At 73.0% G+C, this 17,610-nt stretch carries 16 protein-coding genes and 1 pseudogene; 6 read left to right on the forward strand and 11 right to left on the reverse strand.

Annotated features, from left to right (window positions below; translation table 11 throughout):
* The 4 genes and pseudogenes from ACFQ53_RS15905 to rimP all read right to left on the reverse strand — a co-directional run.
* Positions 1 to 851 (reverse strand): translation initiation factor IF-2 N-terminal domain-containing protein (locus ACFQ53_RS15905; RefSeq protein ID WP_377861379.1); only part of this gene is annotated, 851 nt, incomplete at its 3' end.
* Positions 852 to 947: 96 nt separating this feature from the next.
* Positions 948 to 1,256 (reverse strand): YlxR family protein, encoded by a 309-nt coding sequence (locus ACFQ53_RS15910; protein ID WP_377861382.1) that lies wholly within the window; start codon positions 1,254 to 1,256, stop codon positions 948 to 950.
* Positions 1,257 to 1,503: 247 nt separating this feature from the next.
* Positions 1,504 to 2,433, reverse strand: a pseudogene (nusA, locus tag ACFQ53_RS15915) (transcription termination factor NusA); the annotation flags it as partial.
* A gap of 1 nt (position 2,434) precedes the next feature.
* The gene (gene rimP / locus ACFQ53_RS15920; RefSeq protein WP_377861384.1) at positions 2,435 to 3,106 is read right to left on the reverse strand and encodes a ribosome maturation factor RimP; all 672 of its coding nucleotides are present in this window, start codon (positions 3,104 to 3,106) and stop codon (positions 2,435 to 2,437) included.
* Between the two features lie 250 nt (positions 3,107 to 3,356).
* Between rimP and ACFQ53_RS15925 the strand changes: the two genes are divergently transcribed.
* Positions 3,357 to 4,409 carry a DUF4439 domain-containing protein gene (locus ACFQ53_RS15925; protein ID WP_377861387.1) on the forward strand — a complete coding sequence of 351 codons (1,053 nt, stop codon included), beginning with the start codon at positions 3,357 to 3,359 and terminating at the stop codon, positions 4,407 to 4,409.
* Positions 4,410 to 4,519: 110 nt separating this feature from the next.
* On the opposite strand, the gene ACFQ53_RS15930 is transcribed toward ACFQ53_RS15925, so the two are convergent.
* Entirely contained in the window at positions 4,520 to 6,301 is a 1,782-nt protein-coding gene (locus ACFQ53_RS15930) for a proline--tRNA ligase (RefSeq protein ID WP_377861390.1), read from the reverse strand.
* A gap of 113 nt (positions 6,302 to 6,414) precedes the next feature.
* Positions 6,415 to 6,693, reverse strand: a complete 279-nt coding sequence (locus tag ACFQ53_RS15935) for a hypothetical protein (RefSeq protein WP_377861392.1) — start codon at positions 6,691 to 6,693, stop codon at positions 6,415 to 6,417.
* A gap of 301 nt (positions 6,694 to 6,994) precedes the next feature.
* Between ACFQ53_RS15935 and ACFQ53_RS15940 the strand changes: the two genes are divergently transcribed.
* From ACFQ53_RS15940 to ACFQ53_RS15960, 5 genes are read left to right on the forward strand one after another with little or no spacing between them, the layout of a single operon-like run.
* Positions 6,995 to 8,626 (forward strand): sugar ABC transporter ATP-binding protein, encoded by a 1,632-nt coding sequence (locus ACFQ53_RS15940; RefSeq protein WP_377861395.1) that lies wholly within the window; start codon positions 6,995 to 6,997, stop codon positions 8,624 to 8,626.
* Positions 8,623 to 9,630, forward strand: a complete 1,008-nt coding sequence (locus ACFQ53_RS15945; protein WP_377861398.1) for an ABC transporter permease — start codon at positions 8,623 to 8,625, stop codon at positions 9,628 to 9,630. Before ACFQ53_RS15940 ends, ACFQ53_RS15945 begins: the two co-directional genes overlap by 4 nt.
* Positions 9,627 to 10,628, forward strand: a complete 1,002-nt coding sequence (locus ACFQ53_RS15950; protein WP_377861400.1) for an ABC transporter substrate-binding protein — start codon at positions 9,627 to 9,629, stop codon at positions 10,626 to 10,628. The genes ACFQ53_RS15945 and ACFQ53_RS15950 overlap by 4 nt, the downstream gene beginning before the upstream one ends.
* 56 nt (positions 10,629 to 10,684) lie before the next feature.
* Positions 10,685 to 11,542, forward strand: a complete 858-nt coding sequence (locus tag ACFQ53_RS15955; protein WP_377861402.1) for a class I SAM-dependent methyltransferase — start codon at positions 10,685 to 10,687, stop codon at positions 11,540 to 11,542.
* Positions 11,543 to 11,546: 4 nt separating this feature from the next.
* Positions 11,547 to 12,395, forward strand: a complete 849-nt coding sequence (locus ACFQ53_RS15960; protein WP_377861405.1) for a class I SAM-dependent methyltransferase — start codon at positions 11,547 to 11,549, stop codon at positions 12,393 to 12,395.
* 6 nt (positions 12,396 to 12,401) lie between these two features.
* Here ACFQ53_RS15960 and ACFQ53_RS15965 read toward each other — a convergent pair whose 3' ends face one another.
* The 5 genes from ACFQ53_RS15965 to ACFQ53_RS15985 all read right to left on the reverse strand — a co-directional run bounded on the left by ACFQ53_RS15965 (position 12,402) and on the right by ACFQ53_RS15985 (position 17,528).
* A complete protein-coding gene (locus ACFQ53_RS15965) occupies positions 12,402 to 13,250 on the reverse strand; it encodes a GNAT family N-acetyltransferase (protein ID WP_377861407.1) in 849 nt (282 codons plus the stop codon).
* A 13-nt stretch (positions 13,251 to 13,263) separates the two neighbouring features.
* Positions 13,264 to 14,604, reverse strand: coding sequence for a M50 family metallopeptidase (locus ACFQ53_RS15970; protein ID WP_377861410.1), 1,341 nt, complete (start codon positions 14,602 to 14,604; stop codon positions 13,264 to 13,266).
* A gap of 76 nt (positions 14,605 to 14,680) precedes the next feature.
* On the reverse strand, positions 14,681 to 15,229 hold the full coding sequence (locus tag ACFQ53_RS15975) for a DivIVA domain-containing protein (protein ID WP_249480741.1): 549 nt from the start codon (positions 15,227 to 15,229) through the stop codon (positions 14,681 to 14,683).
* Between the two features lie 92 nt (positions 15,230 to 15,321).
* The gene (gene rlmN, locus ACFQ53_RS15980) at positions 15,322 to 16,674 is read right to left on the reverse strand and encodes a 23S rRNA (adenine(2503)-C(2))-methyltransferase RlmN (protein WP_377861413.1); all 1,353 of its coding nucleotides are present in this window, start codon (positions 16,672 to 16,674) and stop codon (positions 15,322 to 15,324) included.
* Complete coding sequence (locus tag ACFQ53_RS15985; protein WP_377861416.1) at positions 16,671 to 17,528, reverse strand: phosphatidate cytidylyltransferase; 858 nt, start codon at positions 17,526 to 17,528, stop codon at positions 16,671 to 16,673. The genes rlmN and ACFQ53_RS15985 overlap by 4 nt, the downstream gene beginning before the upstream one ends.
* Positions 17,529 to 17,610: the final 82 nt, after the last annotated feature.

A 17,610-nucleotide genomic window follows, 5' to 3' on the forward strand; every position in this document is an offset into this window, starting at 1 on the left:
GCGAGGCCGCCGTGGGAGTGCTGGCGCATGATGCCCGGGGTGGGCATGCCGGGACGGGGAGCGCCGGAGCGCGCGCCGCCCTCACGGGGCGGGCGCGAGCCCTGGTCCCCGCCGGAACCGGCGCCGGCGCCGCCGCGGCCCTGCGGGCGCGGCCCGCCGGGACGGGGCATGCCCTGCGCGGTCGCGAAGGGGTTGTTGCCGGGACGCGGGCCGCCGGGGCGGTTGCCGCCGCCGCCATCGCGCTGCGGGCGCGGACGGCCGGGACGCGGCATCCCCTGGGAGGTCGCGAACGGGTTGTTGCCGGGGCGGGCGCCGCCGGGCTTGGGTGCGGCGCCGGGCTTGGGCGCGGCCGAGCCGGACGACTCCTGGCCGTCCGCGTCGTCCGCGTGGGACTGCTCGCTCTGCGCGGCGCTCTCGGCGGCGTCCTCCTGCTTCGCCGCGGCGGTGCGGGGCGTCGGCGCGGAGGGCTTGGAGGGAGCGCTCGAGGGCTTCGCCGCGGGCGCCTCGGCGCTCTCCGACTCCGCCTGCGAGGGCTTCGGGGCCGGCGTGGGCTTCTCGGCCGACGGGGCCGAAGGGGCCGGCGCGGCGGCATCGTCCTTGGCGGCGGCCTTCGGGGAGGCGCCGGGCTTGGCGGGAGCCGGCTTGGCGGCGCCGGGCTTCGCGGCCGGCTTCTTCTTCTCGCTGCCGGCCTCGGAGGCCGGGAACGCCTCGCGCAGCCTGCGCGCGACGGGTGCTTCGATGGTCGAGGAGGCGGAACGGACGAATTCGCCCATGTCCTGCAGCTTCTGCAGAACGACCTTGCTCGGCTGTCCGAGCTCCTTGGCGAGCTCGTGGACGCGGACCTTAGCCACAATTCTCCTGTCTCGGTCCGGCCGACAGAAGGGCGCGGACCATTAGTTCCTGTGGGTGCTCATGACCGAGTACTCATCGGATGTCCATTGGTTCTTCTACCTGTTCCCCTGGAAGGCGAGTGGGTAAGAGGCCTCGAGATCCCGGGCGAGGAGCCCGGTGTCGACCGCGCCGCGGAAGGACCGGGCGAAGCCGCCCCGCTTCAGGGCGAGGTCGAGGCATGATGCGTCGGCGTGGAGCCACGCTCCCCGACCCGGTGCGGATCCCGAGGGATCCGCACGCACTCGGGGGGCGACCCCCTCGGGGGCCTGCTCCATGACGAGGCGCACCAGCTGGTCGCGCGGGGCCACCGTGCGGCAGCCCACGCACGTGCGCTCGGGCCGATGGCTCGTGGAACGGTTCTCCACAGGGCCTCCAGTTCGCGCGCACACAGCCTGACCAGTGTAGCCGACCTGCTCGCGGAGCCCGGCATCCGCGAGGCGTGCGTTACAGCTGCGAGGATTCCTCGCCCGGCGCGGACTCGGCGGCGGACCCCCCGGCGGCAGCGGGATCGTCCGATGCGGCGGACTCCGATGGCGCCTCGTCCGAGGGGGCGGCCTGCGCGACGACGGGCTGCTCCGGGGCGGCGTCCGAGCGGATGTCGATCTTCCAGCCGGTGAGCTTCGCGGCGAGCCGGGCGTTCTGCCCCTCCTTGCCGATGGCCAGGGAGAACTGGCCGTCGGGCACGATCGCGCGGACGGCGCGGCCCACCTCGTCGGTGACGGCGACCGAGGTGACGCGCGAGGGCGAGAGCGCATGGGCGACGAAGACGGTGGGGTCCTCGTCGAAGTCGACGATGTCGATCTTCTCGCCGTTCAGCTCGTTCATCACCGAGCGGACGCGCGCGCCCATCGGGCCGATGCACGCACCCTTGGGGTTCACCCCGGGCACGGTCGCGCGCACGGCCATCTTGGTGCGGTGGCCCGCCTCGCGGGCGAGTCCCACGATCTCGACGGTGCCGTCGGCGACCTCCGGGACCTCGAGCGCGAACAGGCGCCGCACGAAGTTCGGATGCGAGCGCGAGAGCGTGATCTGCGGCCCCTTGGGACCGCGGCGGGTCTCCACGACGTAGGCGCGGATGCGGCGGCCGTGCGAGTAGTCCTCGCCGGGCACGCGCTCGTGCGGGGGCAGCACAGCCTCGACGGTGCCGAGGTCGACCATCACCATGCGCGGGTCGCGGCCCTGCTGGACGATCCCCGAGACGATGTCCTCGGTGCGGTCGGCGTACTCGCCCAGCACCGCGTCGTCCTCGAGCTGACGGATGCGCTGGAAGATCACCTGGCGCGCGGTCGAGGCGGCGACACGGCCGAAGTTCTCGGGGGTGTCGTCCCACTCCTCGACGAGCTCGCCCTCGGCGTCGCGCTCGCGGGCGAGCACGGCGACAGCCCCGGTGCGCTCGTCGATCGTGACCTCGGAGTCCTTCACCGGGTGGTCGGTGTGCAGGTAGGCGGCGTGCAGCGCCTGGCGGATCGCGTCCAGGAGCACGTCCACGGGGATCTCCCGCTCGCGCTCCAGGGCCCGCAGGGCTCCCATGTCGATGTCCATGTCAGCGCTCCGAATCGTCAGCGGCGGATGAGGGGCGGGTGGTGCCGCCCTCGGGGGCGGCGTGGTCGGCCTGCCGAGCGGGCACGGCCGCGGCGGCGCGGGCGGCGAGCTCGTCCAGCTGCGCCTGGTCCGGCGGCGGGGTGAACTCGACCTCGACGCGCGCCGAGACGACGTCCGAGAGGGGCACGGCGAGGAACTCCGGGGTTCCCGCCGGGAGCTTCCGGGGGCGTCCGCGATCGTCGACGCCGGGCTCGGGATGCAGCGTGAGCGTCCCGTCCTCGGCGACGGCGAGCAGCCGGGCGCGCAGGCTCTTCTCGCCCGCCCCGGCGGCGCCCGCCAGCGTGGTCGTGAGCAGACGGCCGCGGGAGCGGCGGAAGTGGCGGGGCTGCGTGAGCGTGCGCTCGGCGCCTGGAGTGGTGACCTCGAGGAGGCTCGGGCCGGGGCCGAGGATCGACTCGTCCTCGTCCAGCAGCTCGGAGATCTCGCGGGACGCCTCCGCGACCGCGTCGAGGTCCGCGCTTCCGGTGCGGTCCTCGGGGAGATCGACGACGAGCGTGACCTCGGTGGTCCCCTGGCGCTCCTGGACGGCGGCGTCCTCGAGCACGAGGCCGTGGCGGGAGAGGATCTGCGATGCGGCGTCCTGGACACGTCCGATGGTCTGCTCGGAGGTCATGGCTCCCACCTCTTCTCCTGTGTTCTGCTGTGCGTCCTGCGGGGACACCACTCTAGTCCGCGCACGCGGGTCGCGCCCGCGAGGGAGGTCCCGGACCGCGCGCACGTGGCGAGGCGCACGCCCGAGCGGCGGTGTGCTCGCGCGGGATGCCGCGCGACGGTCGCGGCAGCACGACCGCGGCGGAGCGGCGCGACGGCGGAGGAGCCGCGCGATGGCGGAGGAGCCGCCCGGTGATGGCAGAATCGGGCTCATGCGTGCCGAGCTCCCCCGTCCCCGGCCCCGCCGTCGTGCGGTCCTGCTGGGCGGGCTCTCGCTCGGCGCGCTCGCCCTGTCCGGCTGCGACGGCGTGAGGGTCGGTCAGCCCGCCGTGTACACCCCGCCCCCGGAGGGCATCGACGACCTCTACCGCCGCGACCTGCTGGCCCTGCTCGAGACGGGCCTCGGCGCGCGGATCGGGGCCGACGAGCGCTCGCGCGACCTCGTGAGCGGCGTGCAGGAGGCCCTCGGGCAGCAGCGCGAGGCCATGCTCACCGGGGCCGAGGCGGAGGACGAGAGCTCCGCGTCGAGCGACGGGGGCGGCGACGACGGAGACGGCGGCAGCGACGGAGGCGCGGACGACGGCGGTGGCGGCGATGCCGCTCCGACCGACCTGCAGGGGCTCTCGGACCTGCTCGTGGCGATCCGCGATCTCACCACCGACGCGGCCCGGCAGGTCTCCGGCTCCCTCGCGCGCCCCATGCTCGCGACCGGCGTCTTCGCGGCCTGGGCGGCGCAGAGGCTCGCGCGGATCGCGGGCACCGAGGAGCCCACCGCTCCCCCGTCGGCCGAGAAGATCGAGCCCGCGCGCGACGTGCCGGAGTCCGACCCGCCGTCGATCGGAGCGGAGGTCGACTACCACTCCTCGCTCGAGCGGGCGCAGGAGGACGAGTGGTACGCGGGATACGTGCGCGAGGTGCTCGCGGCCGCCGAGAGCGGGAAGAAGCGCTCGGCCCTCATCGCCCTGAGCGATGCGGACCGCGAGCGCGCCGAGCAGCTCGGCGCCTTCGCCCGCGAGGACGGTGCGAAGGAGGTGCTGCGCGCGGCCGTGTACCCGCTGCCGGGCGGCGGCGTCACGCAGGAGCTGCGGAAGGACGAGCCCGAGGCGCTCGCCCTCACCCTCGTCGAGGACCACGTGATCCTCACCGGTGCCGCGCCCTTCGAGCGCCGATCGCTCTCGATCGCGGCCGCCCTGGACCAGGCGGTGCTGCTGGCGTCACTGCGCTCGTCCCTCTCGGCGCTGCCGACCCTCGATCCGGAGGGCTGAACGGCGGCGTCCGCCTCCCCCGAGGACCGGGCGCCCCGGCCCGGAAGACCGGACGCCCCGCCCCTCGCGGCGAGGGGCGGGGCGTCGGGTCGAAGGACCGCTCGCGCGGTTCAGGCGCGGACGGCGCGGACCACGAGATCCACGACCTCCTGCGGGGAGACCTCGGCGACCTCGCCGCTCGCGCGATCGCGGATCTCGACCTTGCCCTCGGCGAGCCCGCGCCCGACGACGACCGTGGTGGGCAGGCCCAGCAGCTCCGAGTCCTTGAACTTCACGCCCGGCGAGACCTTCGGGCGATCGTCGTAGAGCACCTCGAGGCCCTGGGCCTCGAGATCGCGCGCGATCCGGTCGGCCTCGTCGAAGACGCTCTGGTCCTTGCCGGTCGCGAGCACGTGGACGTCGGCCGGGGCGACGGCGCGCGGCCAGGTCAGGCCCTTCTCGTCGTGGTGCAGCTCGGCGATCGCGGCGACCGCGCGCGTGACGCCGATGCCGTAGGAGCCCATGGTCACCACGGCCGACTTGCCGTTCTCGTCGAGCACGCGCAGGTCGAGCGCCTCGGCGTACTTCCGTCCCAGCTGGAAGATGTGCCCCATCTCCATGCCGCGGGTCAGGCGCATCGGGCCCGAGCCGTCGGGCGCCGGGTCGCCGTCGCGGACCTCCGCGGCCTCGATCGTGCCGTCGGCCGTGAAATCGCGGCCGAAGACGAGGTCGTAGACGTGCTTGTCCTTCGCGCCGGCCCCGGCGACCCAGCGGGTGCCCGGGACGACGCGGGGGTCGACGACATAGCGGATCTTGGACGGCGCCTCGAGGCCCAGACCCTCGGGGCCGATGTACCCCTTCTTGAGCACGGGGTGCTTCGCGAAGTCCTCCTCGGTGAAGGCCGTCGCGATCGCGGGGGCCACGGCCACCTCGAGGCGCTTGTCGTCGACCTCGCGATCGCCGGGCAGGGCGATCACGAGCGGCTCCGTCGTGCCGTCGGGGTGGGTGAGCAGGTAGACGAGGTGCTTGAGCATCTCGAAGCGGGTCCACTCCCCCGACTCCGTGACGTACCCCTTGCCGGGGAAGGCCTCGTTGGAGAAGTCCGTGAGCTTCGCGATGGTCGAGGCGCCCGGGGTGTCTTCGACGTGCGCGGCGGGCAGCTGCGCGATCCGGTCCTCGGGCAGCGCCTCGGGGACGACGGTCGTGACGGCCTCGACGTTCGCGGCATAGCCGCCCTCGGAGACCACGAAGGTGTCCTCGCCGATCGGCGTGGGGTGCAGGAACTCCTCGGAGCGGGAGCCGCCCATGGCGCCGGCGTCGGCCTGGCAGATCACCGTGGGCAGGCCCAGGCGCTCGAAGGTGCGCTGGTAGGCGCCGCGCTGCTTGAAGTAGGAGGCGTCCAGGCCGGCGTCGTCGATGTCGAAGGAGTAGGCGTCCTTCATGATGAACTCGCGCACGCGCAGCAGGCCGGCGCGCGGACGCGCCTCGTCGCGGTACTTGGTCTGGATCTGGTACAGCATGACCGGGAGGTCCTTGTACGAGTTGAACAGATCCTTCACCGCGAGGGTGAACATCTCCTCGTGGGTGGGCGCGAGCAGGTAGTCGGCCTGCTTGCGGTCCTTCAGCCGGAACAGGGTGGGCCCGTACTCCTCCCAGCGGCCGGTCGCCTCGTAGGGCTCGCGGGGCTGCAGCGCGGAGAACAGCAGCTCGTTGCCGCCGATCGCGTCCTGCTCCTCGCGCACGATCTGCTCGACCTTCCGCATCACCCGCAGGCCCAGCGGCAGCCAGGTGTACACGCCCGGCGCGCTGCGGCGGATGTACCCGGCGCGCACCAGCAGCTTGTGGCTCGCGACCTCGGCGTCCGACGGGTCCTCGCGCAGGGTGCGGACGAACGAGGAGGACATGCGGATCATGGAGGGCCTTTCGAACGGAGGTGTGGGCGCCCCACGGCGGCGTGAGGAACCCCCCCACCATGGTAGAGGAGCCGCACCCGTGCCAGGTGCACGTCCGGGGCCCGGCGCTCGTCTCAGTTCTGCTGGAGCAGCGCCATGCCGACGCCGGAGACGAGCACGATGCCCACGAGCACGATCCAGCCGAGCAGCGCGACCAGGTTCAGCGCGATCCCCCAGCCGGCCCGCCCACGGGCCAGCGGCTCACGACCGCGCGAGGAGATGCCCAGCCACAGGCCGATGATGGGGCCGATGAGGATCCAGCCGGCCAGCAGGGAGCAGACGCCGATGACGAGGCTCGCCGTGCCCCGCCCGGTCTCGTCGCCGGTGCGGACGCTCATGGAGGTGTGGGCCATCTTTCTCTCCTTCGTCGAGGTTCTGCGGGCCGGGCGGCGGCCGGTGCTCGTGCTCGTCGGCCCGCCGCTCCGACCGGGATGTCCCCATCCTCGCGCCGCGCCGCCCTCATCGCATCGGCCTCCGGGGTCGTCCTCGCCATCGGGGCTACGACCTGGGGTGGAACCGGGGCGAGGGGTGGCACGACCTGCGGAGGGGTGCAGCGGCCGGGTACGGCGCGATCCGGGTTGACATGACGCACCCGCCGCCCTCTACCATCGAGTAATCGATTTCCGACGATGATGTCCGGACGGTGCGTGTGCGATGACGGATCCGCAGAGGGCTTCCGACCCCGAGGGCGAGCTGCTGCTCGAGGTCCGGGGAGCCGTGAAGACGTTCCCCGGCGTGCGTGCGCTCTCCGACATGCGTCTCGACCTGCACGCGGGAGAGGTGCTCGCCCTGGTCGGGGAGAACGGCGCCGGGAAGTCCACACTCATGAAGGTGCTCACGGGCGTGCATCGCCCCGACGCCGGCGAGTTCCGCTACCTGGGGCGCCTCCTGCGCGTGAGCGGTCCCCTGGACGCGGCCCGGCAGGGGCTCGCGATCATCCACCAGGAGCTGAACCTGATCCCCGCGCTCACCGTGGCGCAGAACATCTTCCTGCGCCGCGAGCATCCCGCCGCGGGCCTGTTCACCCGTCCCCGCGACCTCGAGGCGCGCACCCGGGACCTGCTGGACCGGCTCGGCATGGACCTCGACCCGTCGGCCCGCGCCGAGGACCTCACCGTCGCCCAGCAGCAGATGGTCGAGATCGCGAAGGCGCTCAGCTTCGACGCCCGTGTTCTGGTCATGGACGAGCCCACGGCCGCGCTCAACGAGACCGAGGCCGCCGCCCTCCACGCCCTCATCCGCGACTTCGTCACCCCGCGCACCGGCGTCGTCTTCATCTCCCACCGCATGGAGGAGCTGCGCGGTCTCGCCGACCGCGTCCAGGTGATCCGCGACGGCGAGTACGTGGACGACTTCCCGATGGCCGGCGCGACCATCGACGAGGTCGTCACGAAGATGGTCGGCCGCCCCGTCGACACCTCCGGGCGCGCGCACGCGCCGCGCGACGCGCCGCCCGAGGGCGAGGACCGCCCGGTCCTCCTCGCCGTCGAGCACCTGCGCAGCGAGCCGCTCGTCCACGACGTCTCCTTCGAGCTGCGCGAGGGCGAGATCCTGGGCTTCGCGGGACTGATGGGCGCCGGACGCACAGAGACGGCGCGCGCGCTGATCGGATCCCTCCCCCGCCAGGGCGGCGAGGTCCGTCTGCGCGGGCGGCCCGTCGCCTTCCGCTCCCCCGCCCAGGCGGCCCGCGCCGGCATCGGCTACCTGCCCGAGGACCGCAAGCGTCTGGGTCTCATGCTCGAGAGCTCCGTGCTGGCGAACATGGAGCTCTCAGCGCTCGGCTCCCGCTTCCAGCGCGCGGGCCTCGTGCGCCGCGCCGACGCGCGCCGGGCGGCCGAGGAGCAGGCGAGCGCCCTGCGCATCCGCACCCCGCACCTCGAGCAGCCGATCAAGAACCTCTCGGGAGGCAATCAGCAGAAGGCCGTCATCGGCCGCTGGCTGATGCGGGAGAGCGACGTGCTGTTCTTCGACGAGCCCACCCGCGGCATCGACGTCGGCGCGAAGGAGGAGATCCACGCACTGCTCGAGGACCTCGCCGCGCAGGGCCGCTCCCTGATCGTCATCTCCTCCGAGCTTCCCGAGGTGCTGCGCCTGGCCCACCGCGTCGTCGTCATGGCCGAGGGCCGCGTCGCGGGGGTGCTCGACGCGGCCGACGCCGACCCCGAGTCCGTCATGCGCCTCGCCGCCGTCGAGGAGGCCCCCGCGAACCCCCGCACCGCCGATCCCGACCCCGCCCCCGAGCGCGGACGCACCGACGCGTCCGCCACCACGGAAGGACACCGATGAGCACGCTCGCCGCCTCCCAGGCCCGCGAGGAGGCGGGCACCGGCCGCCCCCGCGGACCGCGCCGCGTCCGCCTCCAGCAGCTGCTGGCCGCCGGTACCCTCGTCCTGATCTTCCTCGCCTTCTCCATCGCGAGCCCCACGATCTTCCCGACCTGGGGGAACATCGTCACGATCCTGTACTCGACCGTGGTGATCGGCCTGCTCGCCCTCGGCGCGACCTTCGTGATCACCACCGCAGGCATCGACCTGTCGGTGGGCACGGGGATGGCGCTGTGCGCGGTGATGAGCGGCATGTTCATCGTGAACTGGGGGATCCCGGTCCCGCTCGGCATCGTGCTCGCGATCCTCTTCGGCGGCCTCATCGGCCTGATCAACGGGGTGAGCGTCGCGATCCTCGACCTGCCGCCGTTCATCGCGACCCTGGCGATGATGATGGTCGCCTCCGGGCTCGCGCTGGTGATCTCCGGCGCGGCCCCGATCTACTTCGAGGCCCCCTCCTACATGGGCTTCTCGACCGGGACGATCATCCCGTCGGTCCCCAACGCCGTGCTCGTGCTGGCCCTCGCCGCCGTGATCTCGGCAATGCTCATGTCCCGCACGCTGCTGGGGCGCTACGCGACCGCGATCGGCTCCAACAAGGAGGCCGCGGAGCTCGCGGGCGTGGCCGTGAAGAAGTGGCTGATGATCGTCTACGTCGTGGGCGGTCTGTTCACGGGGCTCGCGGGCGTCATGATCTCGGCCCGGCTCGGCTCCGCGCAGCCCGCGACCGGCATGGGCTACGAGCTCGACGCGATCGCCGCCGTCGTCATCGGCGGGACCTCGCTGTCCGGCGGGCGCGGGACGATCGTCGGCACGATGATCGGCGCGCTCATCATCTCCGTGCTCACCAACGGTCTGCAGATCCTCTCGATCCCGCAGGAATGGCAGGACGTCCTGCTGGGCGCGGTGATCCTGGTGGCCGTGTTCATCGACCGCCTGCGCCGCCGCGCGGAGCGCACGGCATGACCGGGAGCGAGGACGGGACGGTCGGCGGGTCGCGTGCCGGTCGGCGCGCGCCGAGCCGTCGCGCGCTGCTCGCCCTCGGCGGCGTGGGCCTGCTGCTGCCGGCGGCGGGCTGCGGCCGCTCGCGCGAGGACGTCACGCACATCGCCCTGGTCTCCAAGGGCTTCCAGCACCAGTTCTGGCAGGCCGTGCGTCGCGGCGCCCGCGCGGAGGCCGACGAGAACGGCGTGGTCCTCACCTTCGAGGGCCCGCCCGCGGAGACCGACGTCGAGGCCCAGATCACGATGCTGCAGAACGCCGTGACGAGGAACCCCGACGCGCTGGGCCTCGCGGCCCTGGACTCCCGCGCGGCGGCGCTGGCACTCGACGAGGCGCACTCCAAGGGGATCCCGGTGATCGCCTTCGACTCGGGTGTGGACTCCGACATCCCGCTCGCGACGGTCGCCACCGACAACGCCGCGGCCGCGAAGGAGGCCGCCAAGCACATGTGCGAGCTGATCGACGGCAAGGGGCAGGTGGGCATCGTCGCCCACGACCAGGTGTCCCTCTCCGGCACGGACCGCCGCGACGGCTTCCTGGCCGGGCTGGAGGATTACGGCCCCGGGGTGGAGGCGCTCGAGGTGCAGTACGGCGAGGGCGACCAGGCGAAGTCGGCCGACATCGCGCGCTCCATGGTCACCGCGCACCCCGACCTGAAGGGGCTGTTCGGCACCAACGAGGGCTCGGCGATCGGCGTCCTCAAGGGGGTCGAGGAGTCCGGGCGCACCGACCTGGCCGTGATCGGCTTCGACTCCGGGCGCGCGCAGGTCGAGGCGATCCGCTCCGGCGAGATGGCGGGCGCCGTCACCCAGGACCCGATGCAGATGGGTCGCCTCACCGTGCGCACCGCGATCGAGGCCCTCGCGGGGAAGAAGGTCGAGAAGATGATCGACACCGGATTCCTCTGGTACGACGCGGACAACATCGACAGCGGCGACGTGCAGCGGGCCGTGTACCTCTGAGCGTGCCGCGCGAAAACCCCTCGGCTCGTGCGACCCCCGCCCGCTACCGTCGGACCATGGAACCCCGTGCACAGCACTTCGCCGACAACCGCGCCAACTGGGACGACCGCTCGGCGCTTCACGAGGCCTCGGGCTACGGCATCGAGGAGCTCGTCGACGACCCGTCGGCGATCAGTCCCGCGCTGGCCCAGGACCGCGAGCGCCTCGGGGACCTCGCGGGGCTCGACGTCATCCACCTCCAGTGCCACCTGGGCACCGACACGGTCGGGCTCGCACGCCTCGGCGCCCGCCGGGTCGTCGGCCTGGATCTCTCACCCGCCTCCCTCGCCCGGGCCGCACGGATCGCCGAGCGCTGCCGCGCCGATCTCGAGCTCGTCGAGGCCAACGTGTACGACGCGCGCGCGGCGGTGACCGGGGACTTCGACCTCGTGTACACCTCGATCGGGGTGCTGTGCTGGCTGCCCGACGTGCGCGCCTGGGCGCGCGTGATCGCCTCCCTGCTGCGCCCCGGCGGCAGATTCCTCGTCCGCGACGACCACCCGATGTTCATGGCCATCGGCGAGGACGTGAGCGACGGGCTGCGCATCGAGCAGCCCTATTTCGAGCGCGAGCAGCCCATGACCTGGGACGAGGAGTTCAGCTACGTCGAGGCTCCGCCCGACGCCCCCGCGATCGCGCACAGCCGCAGCCACCAGTGGAACCACTCCCTCGCACAGATCGTGAACGCCCTGCTGGAGACCGGCCTGGTGCTCGACTCGCTCGAGGAGACGCCGTACTCGGCCTGGTGCCCGTGGCCCGAGCTCATGGTGCGCGAGGGGGACCGCTGGCGTCTGCAGGAGGACCCCGACCGGATCGCCCTGCAGTTCGTCGCGACCGCCCACCGGCCGGCGATCGACGCCGATGGTGAAGGATGAGCGCATGACGCACCCCTGGGATCCCGCATCCGTCCCCGCACCCTCGACGTCCACCGATCCCTCCGCCCCCGCAGGTGCCACGGCGCCCCGCGGCGACGGCTCCGCCGGGGACGCCGACTACTCGACGATCGGCGCGGGCTACCGCACCTACCGTCGGCCGGACCCGCGGATCGCGGAGGCGATCGAGGACTCGCTGGGGACCGCGCGCACCCTGGTGAACGTGGGCGCGGGCGCCGGTTCCTACGAGCCGACGGACCGCGAGGTCACGCCCGTCGAGCCGAGCGCCACCATGCGCGCGCAGCGGCCGTCGGACCTCGCCCCCGCGATCGAGGCGGGCGCCGAGGACCTCCCGTTCGCCGACGGCGCCTTCGACGCGGCGCTCGCCTCCTTCACCGTCCATCAGTGGGGCGACCTCGAGAAGGGGCTGCGCGAGCTTCGGCGCGTGACCGCCGGGCCCGTCGTCGTGCTGAGCTGCGATCCGGCGGCGCTCGACAGGTTCTGGCTGGCCGAGTACGCGCCGGAGGTGATCGCGACCGAGGCCTCCCGCTACCCGGCTCCAGCGCGCATCGCCGAGATCCTGGGCGGCGACGTCGAGGTGCGGGAGCTGCCGATCCCGCGCGGCTGCACCGACGGCTTCGGCGAGGCCTACTTCGGCCGGCCCGAGGCCCTGCTGGATGCGGGCGCCCGCACGGCGAACTCGGCGTGGAGCTTCGTGGGCCCGGAGGTCTCCGAGCGCTTCGTGCGCGAGCTGGGCGCGGACCTCGAGTCCGGGGCGTGGGATGCGCGGCACGGGCATCTGCGCGAGGCGGAGGCGTTCGACGGCTCCCTGCGCCTGATCATCGCGCGGCCCTGAGCGCGCTCAGAAGAGGATCGTGGTGAGCTCGCCGCGCTGGGTGAAGCCGGCGGCGGCGTACGCGCGGCGCGCGGGCTCGTTGAAGTCGTTGACGTAGAGGGAGACCCGCGGGGCGTGGTCCCGGGCGACCAGGCCGACGAGGTCGTGCATGGCGGCGCGGCCCACCCCCTCCCCGCGGCGCGCGGGGTCCACCCAGACGCCGTGGATCTGGGCGACGGGACCCAGCACCGCGCCCACGTCGGCCTTGAACAGCACCCGCCCGTCGCGCACGACCACGTACGTGCGGCCCAGGGTGATGAGGTCGCGCACGCGCGCCCGGTAGCCGCGACCGCCGTCGTGCGCGAGCGGATCGGTGCCGACCTCCTCGCGGAACATGGAGACCGCGGCGGGGAAGACGATCTCCTCCTCGCCGCGCACGGCCCGGCGCAGACCCGAGGGCGGCAGGGGCCGCGACGGCGCCGCGGTCGCCTCGAGCAGCGGCTGGGACCAGCGCTGCTCGCGGATCTGCCGTCCCCAGACGGGGGCCAGCTGCGCCCACAGCGACGCGACCGCCGAGCGCTCACCGACGATAGAGCTGCAGCGGCGGGGACGCGCGGCGAGATGCTCGGCGAACAGGCCGATCGAGCGGGGGCTCGCGCTCACCGGGGACACGTTCACGCCGTGCCAGAGGAGGCCTTCGGTGTGCCGCTCCTCCCCCGCGATGCTGAACTCCTGACCGATGCTCAGGCTGTGGCGGAGGTCGACGAGCCGCGCGCCCGGAAGGGCGTTGACCAGGGGGTCCGCGAGGACGTGGTCGATCGCGCCCTGCACGCCGGTGGGCCTCAGGGCTCGCAGCCGAGGACCGCGGGAGAACATGGATCCGAGCCTCTCACGGGAACAGGGTGATGGGGTCCACGATGTCCGCATACAGCAGCATGACGGTCATCGCGAGGAAGAGCAGCGCGACCACGTTGGTCAGCGGCAGCAGCCGCGACATGTCCACCGGGCCCGGGTCGGGCCTCCCGCGCCAGCGCGCGATCCGCCGTCGGACCCCTTCGACGAGGGCGCCGGCGACGTGACCGCCGTCCAGGGGCATGAGCGGGATCAGGTTGAACACGAACAGGGCCATGTTCAGCGAGGCGAGCATCGAGATCAGCGTGGAGACCTTCGCCGTGAGGTCGAAGCGGGGCTGGTCTGCGCTCGCGACCTCCCCCGCGAGCCTGCTCACGCCGACCACGCCGATGGGACCATCGGGATCCCGCTCGCCGTCCCCGAAGGCGGCCTTCCCGACGTCGATCAGCCGCATGGGCAGCGTGACGACGATCCGAGCGGTCCCCTCGAAGGTCTGCAGGACCATGCCCGGCACCTCGAGCGGCGACTGCCGGCGGAGCTCCTGGCCGGGGCCGACGCCCAGGAAGCCGACCTCCTCGGTGACCACGTCCCCGTGCGCATCGGTCTTCGCGCTGCCGTCCTCGGCGATCACGGGGCGCTCGTCGAGGATCGGTGTCGCGTGCAGGGTGATCCGCTCCCCGTCGCGCTCGACGACCACGTCGATCTCGCGGTCGCCGGCGCCGCGCACGGCGCTCGTGACGTCGGCCCACTGATCGATCGCGTGCCCGTCGATCTCCAGCAGCCGATCGCCGGGCTCGATCCCCGCGGCGAGGGCGGGGGCCTCGGGATGCCCCGTGCAGGAGGTGCCCCCCGGGGCGTCGGCCGGGAGCACGCATCGGGAGACGGTCTCGACGGTCGTCGAGGACGCCGGCAGGCCGATCCCGCACACGAGGACCCCGAGCAGCACCGCGCTGATCAGGAGGTTCATGGTGGGCCCGCCGAGCATGACGACGAGCTTGCGCGGCACGGTCAGCGCGGAGAACGTGCGGTGGGACTCTGCCGGGTCGTACTGCTCGGCCTCCCACTCGCGGGCGTCCTGCGCCATCTGCTGGAACAGTCCCGTGGAGTCCTCGCGGATCGTCCCCGGGGCGTCGTCGCGGCGCGGCGGGTACATGCCGATCATGCGGATGTACCCGCCCAGCGGGATCGCCTTGACGCCGTACTCGGTCTCGCCGCGGCGACGGGAGAGGATGGTCGGCCCGAAGCCGATCATGTACTGGGTGACGCGCACCCCGAACGCCTTGGCGGGGATCAGGTGCCCCAGCTCGTGCAGCGCGATCGAGACCGCGATGCCCAGGGCGACGGCCAGCACCCCGAGCGCGTACAGGAGGACGGTCATGGGCGGGGGCGCCCGCTGGGGGCGGGCTCGATCCGGAGGGCCCCGAAGGCGGCCGACGGGGTCCGGACGGGCAGGATCACGGCACGGAGGCCATGAGGTCGGCGACGTGGTCGAGGTACACGTCCACGACGGCCTCCTGGTAGCCGTCCTGGCCCTTGCGGCGGCGGAAGGCCGCCCGGCGCACGTCGTCCACGCTCATCGGCAGACCCTCGGTGAAGTAGGCGATGAGCTGATCGCACAGGGCGTCGACGTCCGTGCGGTCGTAGGAGCGCTCACCGTGGGCGGCCGGGGCGAAGCGCTCCCCGGCGGGACGCTCGAGGCGGTCCTTGAGGGTCTCGGCGCGCTCGGTGAGGCGGGAGATCCACTGGTCCTCGCCCTGGCGGGCGATGGCGTCGTCGCGCTGCTGGAGGGCGAAGGCGTCCGAGAGCCGATCCAGGGCCTCGTCGACGGTGCGCATGTCGTAGCCGCCGCGGATGGTGCCGAAGCTCGCCGAGGTGACGTCGGCGCTGTCGAAGCCGGAGCCGCCGTGCTCATAGGCGGTGCGGGCGCGCGCGAGGAAGTCGTCCACCTCATGCGGGTCGTAGCCGACGCTGAAGCGGGAGACGCGCTCGAACGATGTGCTCACGTGGCAGTTCCTTCCAGGGGTCGATGCCGCTCCCCCACTGTACCGAGCGGGCGGGGCGGGGAGCTGGTGCCGCGCCGGGCGGATCCCGGCGCTCAGCCGATGGTCTCGGGCGCTTCCTCGAGCACGTTCCCCTCGTCGTCCTCGGGACGGGAGGCGATGGCCTCGACGCGCGCGACGCGCGCCTCGCGGTCGGCGCGATGGGTGTCGGACTCGATGACGGTCGCCGCGAGCTGGCCGCACGCGCCGTCGATGTCGGAGCCGCGGGTGTCGCGGATCGTGGTGCGGATGCCGTTGTCCCGCAGGGTCTCCACGAAGCGCTTCTCCACCATCGGGTCCGAGGCGGTCCACTTCGAGCCCTTGACGGGGTTCAGGGGGATCGGATTCACGTGCACCCAGTGCCGCCCGCCCTTGTCGATCAGGCGGTCGGCGAGCAGCTGGGCACGATGCTCCTGGTCGTTGATGTCGCGGATCAGCGCGTACTCGATGCTCACACGACGGCCGGTGGCCTCGAAGTACTCGTGCGCGGCGCTGAGGATCTCGTCGACGTCGAAGCGGGTGTTGATCGGGACGAGCTCGTCGCGCAGGGCGTCGTCCGGAGCATGCAGGGAGACCGCGAGCGTCACCGGGATCTCCTCCTTGACGAGCTTGCGCACCGCGGGGGCGAGGCCCACGGTCGAGACGGTGATGTTGCGGGCGCTCATCCCGAAGCCCTCGGGGGCCGGGGCGTTCAGGCGCTTGCAGACGGTCGCGACCGGCCGGTAGTTCGCGAGCGGCTCGCCCATGCCCATGAACACGATGTTGCTCACGCGGCCGGTGCCGCCGGGGACGTCGCCCGCGGCGAGCTTCCCGTTGGCGATCCGCACCTGCTCGAGGATCTCGGCGGTCGAGAGGTTGCGGCTCAGCCCCATCTGCCCGGTCGCGCAGAATGGGCAGTTCATGCCGCAGCCGGCCTCCGAGGAGATGCACAGGGTGGTGCGGCCCGTGTAGCGCATGAGCACGGACTCCACGAGGGAGCCGTCGAACAGGCGCCAGAGCATCTTCTGGGTGGCGCCGTTGTCGGCGCTCTGCATCGAGACGAGCGTGAGCAGCTGCGGGAAGAAGCGCGCGACGAGCTCCTCGCGGCGGTCCTTGGGCAGGTCCGTCATCGCCTCGGGGTCGACGGTCGCGTGCTCGAAGTAGTGCACGGACAGCTGCTTGGCGCGGAAGCCGGGCAGGCCCATCTCCTCGACGGCCGCGATGCGCTCGTCCATCGTGAGGTCAGCGAGGTGGGCCGGCGGCTTGCCGCGCCGGGTGGGGCGCAGCTGCAGCTGGCCGGGGGCGAGGGCGATCTTCTCGCCCGGGACCGCCTCGCGGGAGAGGTCGGGCAGGCCCGCTCCGTCGGCCGACGTGGCCGCATCGCGGGCGCCGGGCGCGGGCACGGCGGGATCGGGAAGGTCGTGCGTCATACCAGCACCTCCAGGAGGATGAATGTGGCGGGGGCCGCCAGCAGGATCGAGTCGATGCGATCCAGGACGCCCCCGTGGCCGGGCAGCATGTGCCCCATGTCCTTGATGCCGAGGTCCCTCTTGAGCAGGGACTCGGCGAGATCGCCGCAGGTCGAGATGATCACCAGCACCGGGCCGATGACCAGGCCGGTCCACCACGGCGCGGTGTCCGCGAACACCAGGAAGACGACGGCCGCGGCGGTGCCCAGCACGAGGGATCCGAAGAATCCCTCCCAGCTCTTCTTGGGGCTGATCGACGGGGCCATCGGATGCCTGCCCATGAGCACCCCGGCGATGAACCCGCCGGTGTCGTTCGCGACGGGCACGAGGAACGCGAGCAGCACGAGCAGGGCCCCGTCGGGCCGATCGAAGAGCAGCAGCGAGAAGCAGCCCAGGAAGGGCACCCAGGCGATCGTGAACACGCCCGCGGCGACGTCGCGGAGCGCGACGGTGCCCATCGACTCGGTGACCCGCCAGAGGATCAGCACGCACACGGCCAGCGCCGTCGCGACCACCAGTCCGTCCAGGCGGAAGACCTCGGTGGTGACGACCATGCCGACCACGCCCACGAGCACGGGCATCACGGGCACGCGCATGCCCCCGGCGGAGAGCGCACGGGTCAGCTCGAGGACGGCGAGGACCAGCGCGAGCGCGATGAAGGCGGGGAAGACGACGGGGACGGCGAACAGGCACACCAGCAGCACGACCACGAGGCCGATGCCGACGGGGATCGCCGCGCGCAGGTCGCGGCCGGGTCCGCGCCGCTTCGCCGCCGGGGCGCCGGCAGCGGGCTCGGCGACGGGCGCACCCGGCACCGCCCCGTCCGGGAGGGACGGGGCGGTGCGATCGGGTGCTGCGGGGACCACGGCGCGGACGAGCGGGACGGTCGAGGGAGCG

Origin of the sequence: Brachybacterium sp. NPDC056505, assembly GCF_042794925.1 — a bacterium.
In the GTDB taxonomy this organism is placed as follows: domain Bacteria; phylum Actinomycetota; class Actinomycetes; order Actinomycetales; family Dermabacteraceae; genus Brachybacterium; species Brachybacterium kimchii.